Here is a 16,532-nt window from a genome sequence, read left to right on the forward strand (position 1 = left end):
TCAAGAACCTGAACGAAAGCTGGGAGTCTCCCGCCTGGATGATGTAGTTGCACGCCCCCCGTTTGATGGGGAAGAAATACGCGGAGACGAACTGTGAAGTCGCGTATGGGTCAAAGTACGAGCGCAACGAACGCCTCGTCGCACCTGAGGCGGCACGCATTCGCGTTGCACGTGGTCCAACATAACAGCCTCTCCTGAATAGCTGAGAGTCCGAATCCACGAACCTATCAACGCTAGTAGTCGCCTGTGCGCGTGACTTGCCTTCGTGGGTCTCGGTTCGGTGCCTCCTCTCCAAAAGTGTGCGCGAGAACGAAAAGCAATCGCGACGGTTAGATCAATTCTCTAACTCTCATCGATCGCCGGGAAGCGCCTATTTCTCAAGTCATGTGCTCGGATTCGGGCCTAGTGGTCCGCGGCCGGAGGTAGAGCGCCTCTATCCCCATCCGCCGCATCAGCGTTGTGGCATGCCGGCGGCCGATCTTGCACCGTTCGGCAGCCAGCAGTTCTCGCAACATTCGCGAACCGGCGAAAGGACATCCAAATGCAGCCGGTCGACGTTGCATGATCGCGAGGTCGGCGGGCGATACCGGACGTGGTAGATAATCGACACTGCCACGGCTGATCTTCAGAACTTCCGCCTGTTTCGTGATTGGCAGGTCGTGCTCACGGCGATCATCGCTTGGCGCTCAGCAAGCTTTGCTGCGGGCGCCTTCTAAAAATCGTACTCCAGCGTCAGCTCCCCAATCTTGCCGTGCCGCGTTGTCACGTCTACGGCAGGCTCGGTCGTTCTGTTGCCTCCTGCAGGGCCAAATACCGCGGCCGCCGCTTCCTGAAGCTGGGGACTTTCACTGCGCGATCTGGTTCGGGTGCACGTCGATGCTCTGCCAGCTGGGCCAGCGTCACGGCTAACACCACGTCGGCCTTGAATGCCGGTGCGTCGTGCCGGCGGGCTCGTTTGCTCATCGTCTCTCCTGATTCGTGGGACAATCCTGCCCGCCGTCAGGCAGAAACTCGACTTATCGCCCTGTCCAGATTTCCGGAGCCAGCTCTAACATCATTCCCGGCTTGGTCGTCTTTTTAGCTGCCTCGATGCACGCCAGACGCGATCCGCGTCCCCATCAACTACTTTGCGAGGGTACCGCTCTGCATTCCTCCTCGAAGGCACTTATTGGTCGGTGCCTCTGACTAAAATGCGCCACCGATCTCCTTAATTAGGGCTTCTGTGGAGACCAAGCGGCTATAAGTTGCACTGACTCGCAAACTGTTCTCGTGGCGCTGCTGGCTGTAAGTGGCACACGCATCTGGCACGAGAGTGACGAGGTAGCCGCGATCGCAGGCATCTCGCGCCGCAGACTCGACACACTCGTCAGTAACGACCCCCGCCAGCACGAGTTGCCTAACCCCTAGATTGCGCAGCAAATAGTCGATTTGAGTGGACACGAACGCACTCGATGACGTTTTCGGCAGTATGATTTCATCATCGCCGGGGGCGATCTGATCAATAACTTTCCCGTCCCATGCTCCCTTCGGCACGTGAAAGCCTAAGATCTTGTAGTTCAGCCCACGATCTCGACCGTCTTTGGTCAAATTTTCGATAGTTGTGTAGAGCACTTCTATGCCCGTTCTACGAAATGCCGCCTGCAACCGCTGCATGTTGGGTACCGCAATGGTACTCAGACGATCGAAATAATAGCCATACTTGGCTGCAAGCTCCGTGTCAGACACATTCTTGAACTCACCGCCATCACGGTGCACGCAAAAGTTTTGCACGTCGATGAACAGTAGCGCAGACTTCCTCGGATCGAGTGGAATCTCTCGCGTGGCCGGGCATTGTGTTTTTGACATACTTCTCATCCTCGCAGTGGTCAAATAGCAGAGATCAAGGTTATCTATTACGCTGTGGCAACGCCGGGAAAGAACCATCGAAACACCCGACAAGTCGTATGTTGGTCCAGCAGACGCCGAGAGCGTGATGGAGCAGATTTGATGCTCGCAAGCGGCAATCGCGCCGGTCCCTTAGCAACTGCATCGCGCGTAGCAGAGGCAAGCCAACAGCGGCTTGACTACAACCCTAACCCCAGATCGGCTTTCTCTTCGGAGACTATGCGGCTTCTCAGCTCGTCGCCGGTGAGCCAAACCAGCCAATCGTCGTCGACAATTCCCTCTTCCACGAGCTGTAGTGCTGAGCCGCCTCTCTCTTGATGCGTATATCCGTATCGTGAGACCACGCCCTTATAGATCGCCCAGTGCGCCACGAGTGCACACACGAAATCAGGAGCCCATATAGCAAAAGACACGCCAAAAGCGAGTCCTGCTAAAATACTTGTCATACCAGCCCCTCGGTAGTCTCTGCGCACCCACACATCTCCGTGGTAGGCGACTTTCCCGGTCATTCTCTTTGCACCTTCTGCAATAGATACGCATTTCGTGAGGATGCGCATGTTGGGTTGGCGACGCGTAAAACGCCTTAAGAGATTCAAGGTGTTCTGCAAGGTTACTGCTTGAAAGGTCGTAAAGCCGAACTGCCTGCAAAACCGCAACTTCGTTGCCCTTGTCACGACCAACGACCCAAAATCCTTCCCCGGATTCAATTGGAGAGCGGTCAGGCCGAAAAACTGGAGATGTAGGCCCCTTGGTCGGAGTCGATTGAGTGATCGAGACGTATTCTCTAAAGTCATCCCCCAGCGAAAGCTTTATGCCTCTTTGGGACGCGGCAACATCATAATGCCGAATGACCCTAGCGACGTGTAGTAGGTCAACCGCGTTCTTCGTTGCATTGCTACGCGCTGTTGCGTTTAACACCGGAGCACCTTTCAGTCGCATGTTGCTAAAGCATTGTTCAGGATCGTTACACTACCTATTTCGATAGGTGGCTCAGCGCGAGGATTGGTGAATTGGCTCTCCTCGAGCTCATCGAGAAAGGCGAGAACGAGGTCCGGATCGAGATTCTTGAAGGGCGAACGTCGCGGGTTTCTTCCGCAAACGGAGGGCGGCAAAGAGGCGCGAAGCGCGCTGCGGTCGCGCATCTGCAGTCCCTCTATAGCCTGTCGGAACGGCGGGCGTGCTCGATCGTGGGCGCGGATCGGAAGATGATCCGCTATCGCTCCATCTGTCCTTCGGACGTGGCTCTCCGTGGCCGGCTGCGTGACCTCGCCAACGAGCAGCTACGTTTTGGCTACCGCCGGCTGTTCATGCTGCTGGGACGGGAGGCCGGAGGACGCGCCGTCGGGGATCAATCAGATCCGGCTATGCGGCGGGCTCGCCGCAGGGCCGGGGAGGCTCGCGCTCCGATCCTGGGTGGAGGCCAAGCCCAACGCACGCTGGTGCTGGACTTTGTTCACACCAGTTCGCCGAGGGCCAGCGCATTCGCATCCTCAGCGTTGTCGACGACGTCACTAAGGAATGCCCGGGCGCCGTTCCGGCGACGTCGATCCCAGGGCGGCGCGTGGACCCGCGAACTGAGGGCAATTGCACAGCAACGCGGCAAGCCGGGAATGATCGAGTCGGACCGTGGCACCGAGTTCACCTCTAACGGCATGCCCCCCGTGCAAGGAGGTAGCCGAGAGTTTCAACCGCCGGATGCGCGACGAAATGCTCAACGAGACCCTGTTCTCCGATCTCAACGACGCCCCCGCCTGGCAATCGCGAGATCGTCGGTGCGATCCCTTCCCCTCCTTTTGCAGCGCGAATTGCTTTCCCCAATGCCGCCTCGCACCAGGCCGCTATGAAAGTGATATTCCGTTCCAGTACCAGCGACGGAGAAGGGCACGGCTGTGAGGCGCGTTTCGATAGTTCTTAAAAAGGACCGCTGTCTGGTTCTCGATCAACTGACAAACACAGCATTGACTGCATCCACCATGCTCTCGACGATGATATCGGCTTCGTGCCTTGTTAAGCACAACGGTGGCGCGAGCCCGAGAATGTCGCCCTGCGGCAAGGCGCGGCCGATGACGCCGCGCTCAAGCAGCGCGGCAGCGACCTGCTCCCCCACTTTTTTGGACGGATCGAAGAAGATGCGGTTATCCCTATCCTCGACAAATTCCACCGCCGCCATGAGCCCGTCGCCGCGCACCTCGCCGACGTTTCGATGATTGCCCAGCGTCTCAGCCAATGCAGACCGGAGATAGGCTCCAGTATCGCGGGCATTCGCGATCAGGCCCATTTCATCGATTAGCTCGAGATTAGCAATGGCAGCCGCTGCGCAGATAGGATGAGCGGAACAAGTCCAGCCATGGCCGATAGTACCGAGTTGGTCGGAGCCTTTCACGACAACTTGCCAAACTTTGTCCGAAACGATGACGCCGGAGAGAGGCGCGTACGCGGAGGTCAGGCCTTTTGAAATTGTGATCAGGTCCGGTCTGATATCGTAGTGATCGGAGCCAAACATCCTCCCTAGGCGGCCGAATCCGGAGACGACTTCATCCGCGATGAGTAGAATGTCGTATTTTTTCAACACGGACTGCACCTTCGACCAGTAGCCGGTGGGCGGCGGAATTATGCCGCCAGCACCTTGGATCGGCTCCCCGATGAACGCCGCGATTGTATTGGCACCCTCGGCTACAATCATGTCCTCAAGCTTGTCGACACAGGCCTGGGCGAACTGCTCCTCGTTCATAGTCGTATCAGCGCGACGAAAATAGTACGGGGCTTCAGTGTGGAGAATCGGCGCGCGCGGTAGATCAAAGGCGTTGTGGTACAGTTCAAGGCCTGTCAGCGAGCCCGTCATGACCGTTGAGCCGTGATAGCCGCGCCAGCGGGAGATAATCTTCTTCTTCTCCGACCGGCCAAGCACATTATTGTAGTACCACGCCAGTTTGATATTTGTCTCGTTCGCGTCCGAGCCTGATAGACCGAAAAAAACGCGACTCATGCCCGCCGGCGCGCGATCGATGATCATCTTGGATAGTGTGATCGGGGCTTCTGTGCCGTGGTCGACAAATGCGTGGTAATAGGCGAGTTCGTTCGCCTGCTTTGCAATCGCTTCCGCGATCTTCCGGCGGCCATATCCGACATTCACACAAAAAAGACCCGCAAAGGCGTCAAGGCTGGTTCTGCCAGACTTATCTGTGATGTAGACTCCTTTACCCCCGGTGATCACGCGCGTTTGGATTTCACCTCGCGCATGGGCGCCAGCTTGCGTAGCTGGGTGGAAGAGGTGATCGCGGTCCCAGGCGCCGAGTTCGTTCGATCTGTCGAACATTCTGTTTCCTCTGCTACTTTGCATGAAAAGGCGTCGAGGCACATTCTATGGCGATAAGTGCCCCACCTGTGGCTCTATGGTGGGCTGCTTGCTGCCGCCGAAAGTTCGGATTCTTGTTGGGCGTTACGTTCGACAATAACGAACTCTGATGTTGCGAAAAGAGGCCCATCCCAGCCAGGGTTGGTAGTTGCGCCACAACGATGGCGCGGTACTCAGCTGAGAGCACGTCGAGCTCGGAGACCCGGCAGCAAACGTGAACGTGCTCGGGCAGGCTGCTCGGCTACACGCTCACTTCTTCTCCCAAGGGCTGGGCAAGGTACGGAGCCGTCTCGTCCAGCAGCCCAAGGGTCGGCACGGGAAAGCTTTCGACCGGTAGCTGCGCGCAAAGCTTGCGGTGATCAGCCAAAAGGGCAAGCTGGTGATGCCCATCCGTTACGCGCTCTCACGCTGGGAGGGGCTGACGCGCTTTATCGGTGCTGGCCACATCGAGCTCGATAGCAACGCAGTCGCGCGCTCAATCCGCCCCGATCACGCTCAACCGGAAGAATACAGTCCTCGCAGGCTCTGACTGCGGCGTCCCGCATCAGCTCTGCCGCCAAGCAGTTCCAGCGCGCGAGCTGTCGCAAAATTGTGGTGACGGCCTGGCTGGTCGGGCTGCGGCGGTTATGAGCTGACGGTCAGTCGGTTTGTCGATGACCTCGATCCCGTCGTTGAATGTCACCCGAGAACGAGTTTTGGAAATTGGTTGTGGCCATCGAGACGGCGCCAGCTTTTCTGCGCGGCTTCAGGCAGTTTGAAGACCATCACGAGCGCCGTCCTGTTGGACAGGCAGTCCCTTCGATCGGATCGTGCGGTGTCGCAGGTAGCGAAGGTGCTTTCAATGGGATTGGTAACCGGTATGAGATTTCTCGGTGGCATCGTTCCGCTGCGGTATTCGACATCGTGGCGTATGGTGCGTGCGACCATCGGGACAGAGGCACCGCAGCACGATGTGCGGGCAGGCCGATACACACGATGAGCCGAGAGCTCAAGTTAGTAGCTGTCCGCCTCTGCGGCTCGCCCGGTTGGGCCGAGAGCGCGAATCCGTAGTTGTCGTGTCGCCCGCCGCTCACGCGTCTGGCAGGAGGTGCAATTGCAAAGGGGTAAGTTGGATTGATGTCTACCGAACCTTCGAGGAGGTGGTATCTTGGGAGAACGGCTGGCTCCGCCATGCCGGCCGAGTTGATATGACGCGGACCGCGCTGAGGGATTTGGCAAGACGCCTGCTGCTGGCCAGTGAAGAGATAGTGCGCGAATGCGACCGGCAACATCATTGCGGTCTCGCGAGTGCTGGCGCCGTTCGTGGCGCGGCTGATTATCCAATCCGTTGCAGCTGAAGGCGATCGCCCAGGCTCACGTCCAGACCGATAAGATCGATGCTGGCACGCTCGCCAGTCTGCAGGCGGCGAGATACCTACGGCAGATATGGACAGACGCGGAGACCGAACGCAAGCGCAGGCTGGTGGCGCGGCGCTACCAGAACGTGCGGCATTACGCGGCTCAAGAACGAGGTGTGTTCGATCCTGCACGCACACCTGATCCCAAAGTTCCCACATGCCGATCCTTTCTACGCTCGCGGCCGGGCGTGGTTGGCTGCTCAACAGCTGCCGGACGATGAGCGAGCGGCCATCGATCGGCACGTCCGCGAGCGGTTGACTGGCTGGCGGAAGGCCTATGCTACTCGACCGGCAGATCGCGCAGGACGCAATCGAGGATTCCGCGGTCAATAGATTGATCACGATAACCGGGTGAATCTGGCGGTCGCTGCCGGCATCCTGGCGGCGATCAGCGACGTCTGCCGCTCCAACAGCCCGCAGAAGCTGGTGAGCTATTGCGGGCTGAACCCGCGGGTGCGGTAGTCCGGGCTGGGAGCGGCCCACCACGGCCGTATCAGCAAGATCGGGCGTAGTCATGCGCGCGCCACGCTGGTCGAGGCGGCCTGGGCGGCGGCCAACGCGCCCGGTTCTCTGCATGCTTTTTTCGTGTGCATCCGCGCCCGGCGGGGCCGTCAGATCGCCGCGGTCGCCGTGGCTCGCAAGCCCACTGTGCTCATTACCTATGGGCGCGCCCAGCGCTGGTCGCCGACAAGACCTGCGTGGTGCAACTTCGAGCCGGAAATCCACAACAAAAAGGTAGCCGTCCCGGCCCAGCCTATGCCTACAACATCAAGGCGCTGCGCGACCGCGACATGTTGATTGCTGCCCAGGCGGAGCAAAGCTACGAGAGACGCCAAAAACCGGCACGCGGGCGCCTCAATCCGGCGGGAGAAAATAGGCAGTCCGGTGACGCTTGCAGCGGACGCGTTACGCTTCGCCATGAGGTCGCTCACGCCGGAGAACCATAATCGCGGCTGACGGCAAGGTCGAGCCACGCCTGGAATGCAGTCCCGTTCCACGCCCGCGTGCCGTCGTGCTCTGGCCGGTCAAGGCCAAGCCCGTGCGGTGGCCGCAAGTGCGATCAGCCTTCACCGCCTGCCCGCGGCGGCTGCGAGATCGGTCGCCGGGACGGAAGAATGGCCCGCAGCGCGACCGAACAAAAGAATGGACTAGCAGCGACTTTCGCAGTCCTCGGCTCGGCAGAGAAATCGCTTGTCCATCTCATCCGTCGTCCGCAGGTGTTTCCGGTGCTCGGCCGGGAAGTCGTAGAACGCCAGTAGCGTGTGCCGATCCTTGCTTAGGCAGTCGGCCGCCTTCTCGTATTTCGGCGTGTAGCTCTCGATGAACGCGTCGAACGCCAGCTCGGCCGCGGCCTTAATCTTGGCCATCCAGATCTCCTGCAACGCGCGTTTGGCCTTCGGTTGCTGGCTCGTCGGCAACGTGGCGATCGCATTCGCGGTCTTGTCTACCCAGCAACGCTGCTCGCACGTTTTTCGGCCAGAAATGTACTCATCTGATTCCGCACCAGTCGATTATTCCGGCGGCCAGAGTTTTCGTTGTCTCCTCCAACGAGGCGATGACTACGTACTCGTCACTACTGTGAAGACCGTCGCCAGAGGCGCCGTAGATCATGCTGTCCACCCCCGCGCCGGCGTAATGCGCGCAGTCGGCGACAGCGATGAATCCGGTGATCTTCGGCTTGCCGCCGAGTTGGGCTCGGCGCCTGAGAAGCGACTGTGCAATCGGATGATCGGATGGCGTATTCATCGGCGGGAAATGCAGGCCGCTGAGTTCCCACTGGACCTTGATCGGGTTATGCTGGAGCCAGAGGTCCTGCTGACAGAAGTGGTGCACAAAAGCTTCAAACTCGGACCGCACATCTTCCTTCGTTTGGTTTGGAAGAAATTTGTAGTCGAGGTCGATGACCGCGACGTCCGGGATAATTGCAGGATTCGTCATGACGAGCGGCAACCCATCCAGCCCGAGGCCCGCACCGGCGCGCATCGCGCCTACGTTTATTGTGTTCATGCCCGGCGGCAATAGCGGATGCTGGCGATAGCGACATCGCGAGCTTTCGAAGTGTCTAAGAGCGTCCAGAAATCGTGCAGCAATATCGATCGCATTTACAGCTCGCGCCGACCGATCAGGCTCGTCGCGCTGCGGCCAAATTTCATTGTAGCGCCAAGCGGAATGGCCTTGTCGACCCATAATGGTAACGCGGATCCATTCTAAGCCACCCTCACAAATCAGGATATTGCCCCAGCTTGGCTCGGTAATGATGGCTGCTTTGGCAAGATGACCCCGCTCCACCGCATCAATGGCGCCGAAGCCGCCAGCTTCCTCATCGATGACGGAATGGATGGAAACGCGACCATCAAGTTCGATACCGGCGGCCTTGATGCCTCGGACCGCGGCTATGGCGGCTGCTACACCGCTCTTCATGTCAATGGCGCCGCGGCCGTAAAGTCTACCGTCTTTAATTTCGCCCCCGAACGGATCCATCGTCCATGCGCTTCGCTCGCCGATCGGCACCACGTCGATGTGGCCGCATAAGAGTAGGCTGCGCTCCTCAGAGCCGGCTAGCTGACCAACGACATTCGGTCTGCCCGCGAACACGTCCCATCGGTCGATCGCCATTCCAAGTGACTTTAGCGTCGATTCGATCAAGTCTTGAGCCGCGTCCTCGCGATTCTGGATCGGGTCCTTCAGAAACTTTGGATTCACCGATGGAATCCGAACAAGCTTTCGAGTGAGTTCCGTCACATAACTCCGCTCACGATCGATCGCCGCCCAGGCAGCTGTGACTGCAGCTTCGAGAGTTTCCATAGGGCCTTGTTTCTCAGCGTTGCGGTTGATAGCGACCTCAGGGTGATCAGGCTAATGCTACGCGCCCGGATAAGTCCCCGCCGGTCATGCGCCGAGCTCTCGGGCGGCAGAGCTTAACGCGCGGTACCCGATCCCAGAGCCTTCAAGGAAGTGCCACGCCGGTCAGCCTGGCAAACTCTGCGATCATCCGCTCCTGGAATTCCGGACGGGTCGCCTCGTTGGCAGGCGCTTCTTGCCTAAGTCGGTGCCAATAGCCGCCGCTGACCTTGGCTGCTGGCTCGTCGCTCACGGCGAGCCAGCTCTGTGTGCGCTGACCGGTGTCGACGTCTACCGGGGCGGCGAGGCCGCCCATCTTCGTGCGCGCCCAGCCCGGATCGACGGCATGGCTCAACACCTGTGGCCACCGTCGCGACAGCGCGAGGGCGAGCGCGACGACGTGAAGCTTGCTTTCCGCGTAGGCTCTCGCCCAATCCCAAGGTCGCTTGGTCCAGTTGAGATCGCCGAGTGAACCTTCGCCGCCATGATGCAAACCGCTGCTGAGGTAAACCAGCCGAGCCGGGCGCTCGATCAAAGCCGTCAGCATGTATGGCGCCAGGGAATTGACGGCAAGCGTGTTCGGATGCCCCTCAGGGGTCGAGCCACGGGTTCGTTCGGTGTAGACGCCGGCATTATGAATAACTGCATCCATGCGACCGATCGCGTTCACTTGATCGGCGATGCTTTTGACCTCTCGCGCGCTGCAGAGATCGCCAACCGCAAAACCCGCGGCGCGCGAAGCAAAGTCGCCCATGGCAGGAATGCGGTCCTTTAACCTGGCATGGAGCAACACTCTGTGCCCTTCGCTCAGCAAGGTCTCGGCCGCCGCGCGTCCAAGACCGTCTGCACTTCCCGTAATGAAAACAATAGCCACTCGCTCATCCTCTCCGATCCTAACGGCGCAAACACATATCTCGGTCTGGCTTAAGTGAGACCCCGAGCTCTACAGCCAGCCCGCACCGCCCGTGTTTAGTGTTTACCCCGGGCTCGCCGAATGAGATTGTGCAACTGGCGCGCATAGAGATCGCCCTCCGGGTGGTACGAGATATGAAAGATACCATTCTTCTCCGCCGCGAAGATGCGGATGCCCGGTTCGTCGAACCAGCCGAGATCAACCGGATGAGCGGCAAACGGGTTGGTGAAGAGACGAAGCCTATCGGCCAGGCTCTCTTTGTCTTTCTTTTGCGCCAGAGTGCGGGTCGATCCTGCCGAAAATTTGGGTATGTGGGCCTTTAGTAGGCGCCGCGCGTGCGATATCGATGTAGTCATCGAAATTGATTGCTATCGAGAGCCGTAAGCCTTTTTCCAAGGCGTCGACGTCATACGACTGAAGGAAACGCGATACATGCAAGGGATTAAAGAGGCCAGTCATTGCTACACCCTCGTCCTGTCGCGATGAGGAACATCATCTGCTGCGAGACAACTTTCCGGTACAACATGGAAGGACGACTGAGACACTACTAGTCTTGGTGGGTCGCTGGCCGGGTGATAATTGATCGGTACCGCGGAGGAGAGAACATTCCGGAACAAGGACGACATCATTTCGGTTTCAGGGAGCGACTAATCACCACCATCGGACCGTCGCATGGGTCCAAATGGCCTTATGTCGCCTTAGGCCTTGCAATCGGTTCGAGCCGAAGATGTCGGCAATTGAAAGCTTCCCGGAGGGGTACCGTTTACCGACGACACCATTACCAGGATCATCAACAGCCACCCAGGTAGCAGCATCGGCGAGCTAGGTCGCCAGCCTATTGCCCTCATGACTCAAGACGTTGGTTAAAAAAGACGCATCGGTCGCTTTCAAATTTCAAGCTGCCGCACAGGAGCTGCGGACTCAGAAGTTGTAGCCATCTAAAATGTCTCTTTTAATGGCGATAGCAGCGCTCTTTGGATCGTGCACGACAATCGCGTCATAAACTTCCTTGTGCCGTCGGGCAGCGCTTTGGAATAACGCTTCGTTCGGGACGGACTGCCTGATGGAGGGGCCGATGTGCATCCAAAGCGGTTCCAGAAGGGTACGGACGAACGCGAGCCGGCTCATATCGGCAACTAGCATGTGAAAGTGGTAATTCGCCTCTAAGAAGAGATCGATGCTGTTTGTTTCCGCTGAGCGGTCAATGTCCCTGACGAATACGGCGAGTGACGCTAGTTCATCGTCCGATCGCAGCATAGCTGCACGCTCCGCCGTGGTCGTCTCCAGGACGATACGTAGCGTGCAGATATCCTGAAGCTGCTTAGGGCTGAATTGAGGGACTGCCATCGTCCGATTGGCTGTTGAAACGACGCAGCCGGTACTTTCGAGACGCTGCAGTGCGTCCCGAACGGGCATCAGGCTTGTTCCTAAACTCTTCGCGAGCGTTCTCAGCGGTAGCTTCTGTCCAGGCGTGAACCGGCCCATCATCAGATTCCGCTTCAGACGGTCGTAGATTTGCTCGTGAAGCATGTCCCGCGAGACCGGAGTGAGGACCGGCCCCTGTACAGCTTCAGGAAGGAGGTCGTTTTCTGGGCGCATTGCTCAACTCCGTTTAGATTTTTTTGTTATAACACTAGACAATCCTGTTGACATCAAAATTTAGGAAGCGCAGATTTCATTCTGTTATAACACTAGACGGATTATGGGATGAGCGTCACGCTGAACTGCGATATGGGGGAAGGCTACGGAAATTGGCGCTTTGGGAACGATGCCGGCATCATGCCCTTCATCGATTGCGCCAATATCGCGTGCGGTTTTCACGCCGGCGACCCCATGACCATGATGCGGGCGGTCGAGCTGGCCGCTTGCGAGGGAAAAAGGATTGGGGCCCATCCCTCACTGCCAGATCGTGAAGGCTTTGGTCGGCGTGAGCTGCGCTTGTCCCCCGAGGAATTGCGCGCAGCATTCATCTATCAGATTGGTGCTCTTGCTGGTGTTGCTCGCGCCGTCGGGAAAAGCCTGAACCATGTGAAACCACACGGCATCATCTACGGTATGGCCGCGCGCGACATGGCGCTTGCCACCGCAATGGCGGAGGCCGCGAAGACATTCGACCTTCCGCTCTTCGGAATGGCAGGCACTTTTCACGAGAGCGCGGCCAGGGCGGTGGGGACGCATTTCGTAGCGGAGTTTTTCGCTGATCTTTCCTACGGCGCGGCCGGCGAACTGATCATTCCGCGGACCCAGTCGGCGGTCGATATCGAAAAGACGGCCGCTCGTCTCGAGCGGGCGGTGCGAGAGGGGAAAGTCGAAGCGGTCGACGGTACTCTCCTCGACGTCTCGTTCCAAACTGTCTGCATTCACTCGGACCCGCCCAATGCGCGGGACGTCGCGGCTGCCATGCGCCGCGTGCTCGATACCGCTCAGCGGTAAAACAATCGGGCGGAAGACCCGAACAACAACAGAACGCACTCTTTCAGGAAGAAATGAACATGAGAGGACTGATGAGGACGAGCGTGCTTGCGGCTTTGGCCAGCTGCGCCTTTGTGGGAAGCGCGCAAAGCCAGCAGCCGGTTACGAGCTTCCCTGTGCAGCTTGTTGACGGGGATAAGAAGACCGATGCCGACTGGAAGCTCTTGGGCGGGGAGGAAGTGACGAAGCCCTGGAACATCTGTGTACTCTTTCCGCATCTCAAGGACAGCTATTGGGTTGCCGCGAACTATGGCGTCGCGGCTGAGATTCATCGTGCTGGAAGCGCAATGACGCTTTACGAGGCCGGAGGGTATACGAACCTTTCAACCCAGCTCAGCCAGATGGACAACTGCATCGCGCAGAAATTCGACGGCATCATTCTGGGTGCGATCAGCGCTGACGGTGTTGGGCCTCTGGTCAAGAAGGCGACGGATGCTGGCATTCCGGTGATCGATTTCGTCAATGGCGTCAAAGAGCCGAGCGTTTCCGGTCACGCCCTCGTCAGCTTCTACGACCTCGCCTACCAGACCGGAAAATACATCGTCGAGCAGTCTGGCGGAAAGTCCACGGTAGTTGGCTTCTTTCCGGGCCCGCAGGGAGCGGGCTGGTCCGATGACGCGGTGCGCGGCTTCAACGACGCAATCAACGAATCGAAGGTCGAGATTGCGGTGACGCGGCGCGGCGATACCGGCCTGAATGTTCAGCTCGACATGATCAACAACGCGCTACAGACGTACGACAAGCTCAATTGGCTGGTCGGCGTCGACATTGCCGCGCAGGCCGCTGCGGTTGCAGTTCGCAACGCCAATTTAGGAGGGAAGGTCAGCGTCGCAGCGTTCGATATTATCCCGCCGGTGTACGACGATATCGCCGCTGGAGCCACGAAAGCTTCGCCCACCGACTTTACTGTTCTTCAAGGGCGCCTCGCTGTGGACATGGTTCTGCGACTGCTGCAGGGCCAGAAGTTGCTGGCCAAGCGTGCGGGGCCGAAGCCCCAGATGGTGACCGCGGATACGATCAAATCGGTTAGCAAGACCGACATGTTTGCACCAGCGGGATACAAGGTCGAATTTTCGGTCGAAGCGACCAAGAAATGACCATCGTTAGCGACTTTCAGGAGGGCGAAGTATTTGCCTCGCTCTCCGGCGTATCCAAATTCTATGGGAGTTTCGCCGCATTGAAGGACGTGAGCATTACGCTTCGGTGCGGCGAGGTTCATATGCTTCTTGGAGAGAATGGGGCGGGCAAGTCAACGCTTGTTTCGTTACTTATTGGAGCAAATAGGCCCAATGAAGGCGCCCGCATTCTGTGCGGGCGCGCCTGCCCGGATCTTACTCCGTTGGAAGCGCGCGAGAGTGGAGTCAACGCCGTTCTGCAAGACTTTGGCCTGGCGCCCTCGATGACGGCGGTGGAAAATTACGCTCTTGGCCGAGAAAAAACACGAGGCGGGATTCTAGACAAGGCCGCAATGCGCGCCGGGATGATGAGGTCGATGGAGAAACTCGGCGTCGCCATCGACCCCGACGCACGCGTCGACACTCTAACGCGCGCTGAACAACAGCTCCTGGAAATCGTACGTGCACTTGGCGGAAAACCAGGTGCGTTGATCCTGGATGAGCCAACCGCAACCCTCAGCCACGACGAATCCGAGCATTTGTTTTCCACCGTGGAGGTGTTGAAAAAAGAGGGGTGGGCGATCCTCTACATCAGCCATCGTATGGAGGAGATCCAGCGCCTCGGCGACGTTGTGACAATCCTGCGAGATGGATGCTTTGTGAGCTTTCATCGGCTGGCAGACGTGACGAACGAGCAGATGATCGCTGAGATGGTCGGCCGGGAGATAGCGAATTTCTATCCCCAGATTCCGCATACTCCTCGCCATGCTGTCTTGGAGGTGAAAGGGCTTTGCTCCGGGCACAAGATCAAGAACGTCTCATTTGAGGTCAGGGCCGGCGAGATTGTCGGGCTTGGCGGGCTCGTTGGTTGCGGTAAGGCGGAGGTCGCCCGCGCGATCTTCGGATTGCAGGCGATTGACGCAGGGGAAATTGTGCTCGTCGGCGAGAGCATCAAGGCTCATTCGCCGACCGCCATGCTCAAACGCGGGTTGGTTTACCTGCCGCAGGACCGCCGGGGTGAGGCGCTCGCGCTGAACCGTCCGATAGCAGAAAACATCGCAATTGAGGTGCTCGGGGAAGCTGGGTCGGCGTACGCCGGCTTCGTGCGAACGACTGTCCTCGCGAAGATTGTGAACGGTCTGCTCGCAAGGCTGAAAGTTCAACCCGCTGAGCCCAATAAAGCAGTTCAGGAGCTTTCAGGCGGCAATCAGCAAAAGGTGGTGCTCGGCCGAGCGCTGAGCCGAAAGCGGAACCTCTATATGTTCGATGAGCCGACGGCTGGCATCGATGTTGGTGCCCGCCTTGACTTCTACCATCAACTCCAACGGCTGTGCGCCGAAGGTGCTGCAATCCTCCTCATCACTTCCGACCTCCAGGAATTGGTTCATCTTTCTCATCGTGTCCACGTCATGCATGAGGGCTCGTGCACGGCGAGCTTGGAAGGAGACGGGATCAACGAGGAAGCCGTCATCGCGTACGCCTTTGGCGATACGCCACAAAAGGATCTTCAATGACTCTGATACGCTCCCAGGCGGGTATCAAGCCTTCAGCAAGCGTCAATGCCGTATCGACACTCTTGACGTTCGGTGCGCTGCCGGTCGTCTTGGTTGTCTGCGTCGTCGTGTTCCAGTTTGGAAATCCGCGCTTTCTCAGCTCGGCCAATATGCTCAACATACTGCAGCAAGGCGTGTTCCTGATGCTGATCGCATTCGGGCAGATGCTCGTTCTGCTCGCTGGCGGATTCGATCTGTCGGTAGGATCAGTCGTTGCGCTGACTTCCATCATATCGGCGCAGGTCATGGTTGCCGTTTCGCTGGCCTATCCCGAAGCGCCCAGTCTTGCTATTGGCGCAGGTTTCCTCGCGACTGTCATCGTGGGTTTGATTTGCGGGCTAGTAAACGGGCTTGGTGTCGCGGTGCTGAAGGTGAACGCCTTCATTGTGACACTGGCGACGGCCTCGATCTTCCGCGGCGTGACGCTTGTTATCTCGCAGGGCCTGCAGGTAAGCGGCCTGCCGCGTGAATTCGTCTATGGCATCGGATCTGGTTTCTTCCTCGGCCTGCCTGTCTCGTTCTTCTTCGCACTTCCAGCACTGCTCGCCGTCTTTCTACTGGTCCGGCAAATGCGCTTCGGCCGCTACATCTATGCCATCGGCTCCAACATCCGCTCTGCTATGGTGGCTGGCGTCCACATCAACCGCTATCTTATCGCTTGCTATATGCTGTGTGCGACGATCACCGCCTTCGCAGGCTGGCTTTTGACCGCACGGGTGTCCTCAGGCGAGCCATTGCTCGGCGGTGAATTTCCACTCAACTCGATCGCAGCAGCGGTCATCGGCGGATGCTCCCTTCGTGGCGGTGAGGGCTCGCCGACGGGTGTCTTTTTGGGCGTGATCTTCATCACCGTGCTGGCGAATGGTATGGACCTTCTACGGATAGGATCGAACTATCAGATGATCGTGCTGGGGGTCGTGCTCGTTGGTGCGGTCGTGCTGGATCGCTATCGGCTCGCGGATGCAACGAAGCGCTGACGAATGCCGGGAGCAGTCTGTTTTG

General features: G+C 58.5%; 11 protein-coding genes and 6 pseudogenes. 7 read left to right on the plus strand and 10 right to left on the minus strand.

Features of this window, described 5'->3' with window-relative positions; all coding sequences use genetic code 11:
- Window positions 1-386: 386 nt before the first annotated feature.
- The 3 genes and pseudogenes from AC0L20_RS21990 to AC0L20_RS22000 form a co-directional block, all read right to left on the minus strand.
- Window positions 387-963: pseudogene (locus tag AC0L20_RS21990) on the minus strand (transposase family protein); the annotation flags it as partial.
- A 222-nt stretch (window positions 964-1,185) separates the two neighbouring features.
- Window positions 1,186-1,845 (minus strand): cysteine hydrolase family protein, encoded by a 660-nt coding sequence (locus tag AC0L20_RS21995; RefSeq protein ID WP_438745937.1) that lies wholly within the window; start codon window positions 1,843-1,845, stop codon window positions 1,186-1,188.
- A 218-nt stretch (window positions 1,846-2,063) separates the two neighbouring features.
- Complete coding sequence (locus AC0L20_RS22000; protein WP_473292024.1) at window positions 2,064-2,492, minus strand: hypothetical protein; 429 nt, start codon at window positions 2,490-2,492, stop codon at window positions 2,064-2,066.
- 510 nt (window positions 2,493-3,002) lie between these two features.
- On the opposite strand from AC0L20_RS22000, the pseudogene AC0L20_RS22005 reads away from it, so the two are divergent.
- Window positions 3,003-3,630 (plus strand): annotated as a pseudogene (locus AC0L20_RS22005) (DDE-type integrase/transposase/recombinase); the annotation flags it as partial.
- 193 nt (window positions 3,631-3,823) lie between these two features.
- Here the strand turns inward: AC0L20_RS22005 and AC0L20_RS22010 are convergent.
- Entirely contained in the window at window positions 3,824-5,200 is a 1,377-nt protein-coding gene (locus AC0L20_RS22010) for an aspartate aminotransferase family protein (protein WP_317245345.1), read from the minus strand.
- Window positions 5,201-5,576: 376 nt separating this feature from the next.
- Between AC0L20_RS22010 and AC0L20_RS22015 the strand changes: the two are divergent.
- Window positions 5,577-5,784 (plus strand): annotated as a pseudogene (locus AC0L20_RS22015) (IS66 family transposase); the annotation flags it as partial.
- Between the two features lie 68 nt (window positions 5,785-5,852).
- Here AC0L20_RS22015 and AC0L20_RS22020 read toward each other — a convergent pair.
- Window positions 5,853-6,091: pseudogene (locus AC0L20_RS22020) on the minus strand (IS256 family transposase); the annotation flags it as partial.
- 896 nt (window positions 6,092-6,987) lie between these two features.
- Here AC0L20_RS22020 and AC0L20_RS22025 point away from each other — a divergent pair.
- Window positions 6,988-7,434 (plus strand): annotated as a pseudogene (locus AC0L20_RS22025) (transposase).
- A gap of 386 nt (window positions 7,435-7,820) precedes the next feature.
- On the opposite strand, the pseudogene AC0L20_RS22030 reads toward AC0L20_RS22025, so the two are convergent.
- From AC0L20_RS22030 to AC0L20_RS22050, 5 genes and pseudogenes are all read right to left on the minus strand, one after another.
- A pseudogene (locus AC0L20_RS22030) lies at window positions 7,821-8,108 on the minus strand (transposase); the annotation flags it as partial.
- 16 nt (window positions 8,109-8,124) lie between these two features.
- On the minus strand, window positions 8,125-9,441 hold the full coding sequence (locus AC0L20_RS22035) for a M20 family metallopeptidase (RefSeq protein ID WP_317245344.1): 1,317 nt from the start codon (window positions 9,439-9,441) through the stop codon (window positions 8,125-8,127).
- Between the two features lie 142 nt (window positions 9,442-9,583).
- A complete protein-coding gene (locus AC0L20_RS22040; protein ID WP_438745941.1) occupies window positions 9,584-10,351 on the minus strand; it encodes an SDR family NAD(P)-dependent oxidoreductase in 768 nt (255 codons plus the stop codon).
- Window positions 10,352-10,446: 95 nt separating this feature from the next.
- Complete coding sequence (locus AC0L20_RS22045; RefSeq protein ID WP_473292033.1) at window positions 10,447-10,746, minus strand: hypothetical protein; 300 nt, start codon at window positions 10,744-10,746, stop codon at window positions 10,447-10,449.
- Window positions 10,747-11,311: 565 nt separating this feature from the next.
- Window positions 11,312-11,989, minus strand: coding sequence for a GntR family transcriptional regulator (locus AC0L20_RS22050; RefSeq protein ID WP_438745942.1), 678 nt, complete (start codon window positions 11,987-11,989; stop codon window positions 11,312-11,314).
- A 108-nt stretch (window positions 11,990-12,097) separates the two neighbouring features.
- On the opposite strand from AC0L20_RS22050, the gene pxpA reads away from it, so the two are divergent.
- The 4 genes from pxpA to AC0L20_RS22070 all read left to right on the plus strand — a co-directional run bounded on the left by pxpA (window position 12,098) and on the right by AC0L20_RS22070 (window position 16,507).
- Window positions 12,098-12,823, plus strand: coding sequence for a 5-oxoprolinase subunit PxpA (pxpA, locus tag AC0L20_RS22055; protein WP_317245340.1), 726 nt, complete (start codon window positions 12,098-12,100; stop codon window positions 12,821-12,823).
- A 71-nt stretch (window positions 12,824-12,894) separates the two neighbouring features.
- Entirely contained in the window at window positions 12,895-13,959 is a 1,065-nt protein-coding gene (gene torT, locus AC0L20_RS22060; protein WP_473292038.1) for a TMAO reductase system periplasmic protein TorT, read from the plus strand.
- Window positions 13,956-15,491 carry a sugar ABC transporter ATP-binding protein gene (locus AC0L20_RS22065; protein ID WP_317245338.1) on the plus strand — a complete coding sequence of 512 codons (1,536 nt, stop codon included), beginning with the start codon at window positions 13,956-13,958 and terminating at the stop codon, window positions 15,489-15,491. The genes torT and AC0L20_RS22065 overlap by 4 nt, the downstream gene beginning before the upstream one ends.
- Window positions 15,488-16,507: an ABC transporter permease gene (locus AC0L20_RS22070; RefSeq protein WP_317245337.1), complete on the plus strand. Its 1,020-nt coding sequence runs from the start codon at window positions 15,488-15,490 to the stop codon at window positions 16,505-16,507. Before AC0L20_RS22065 ends, AC0L20_RS22070 begins: the two co-directional genes overlap by 4 nt.
- Window positions 16,508-16,532 lie beyond the last annotated feature (25 nt).

The sequence above is a fragment of the Bradyrhizobium sp. Kon58 genome (assembly GCF_055807455.1).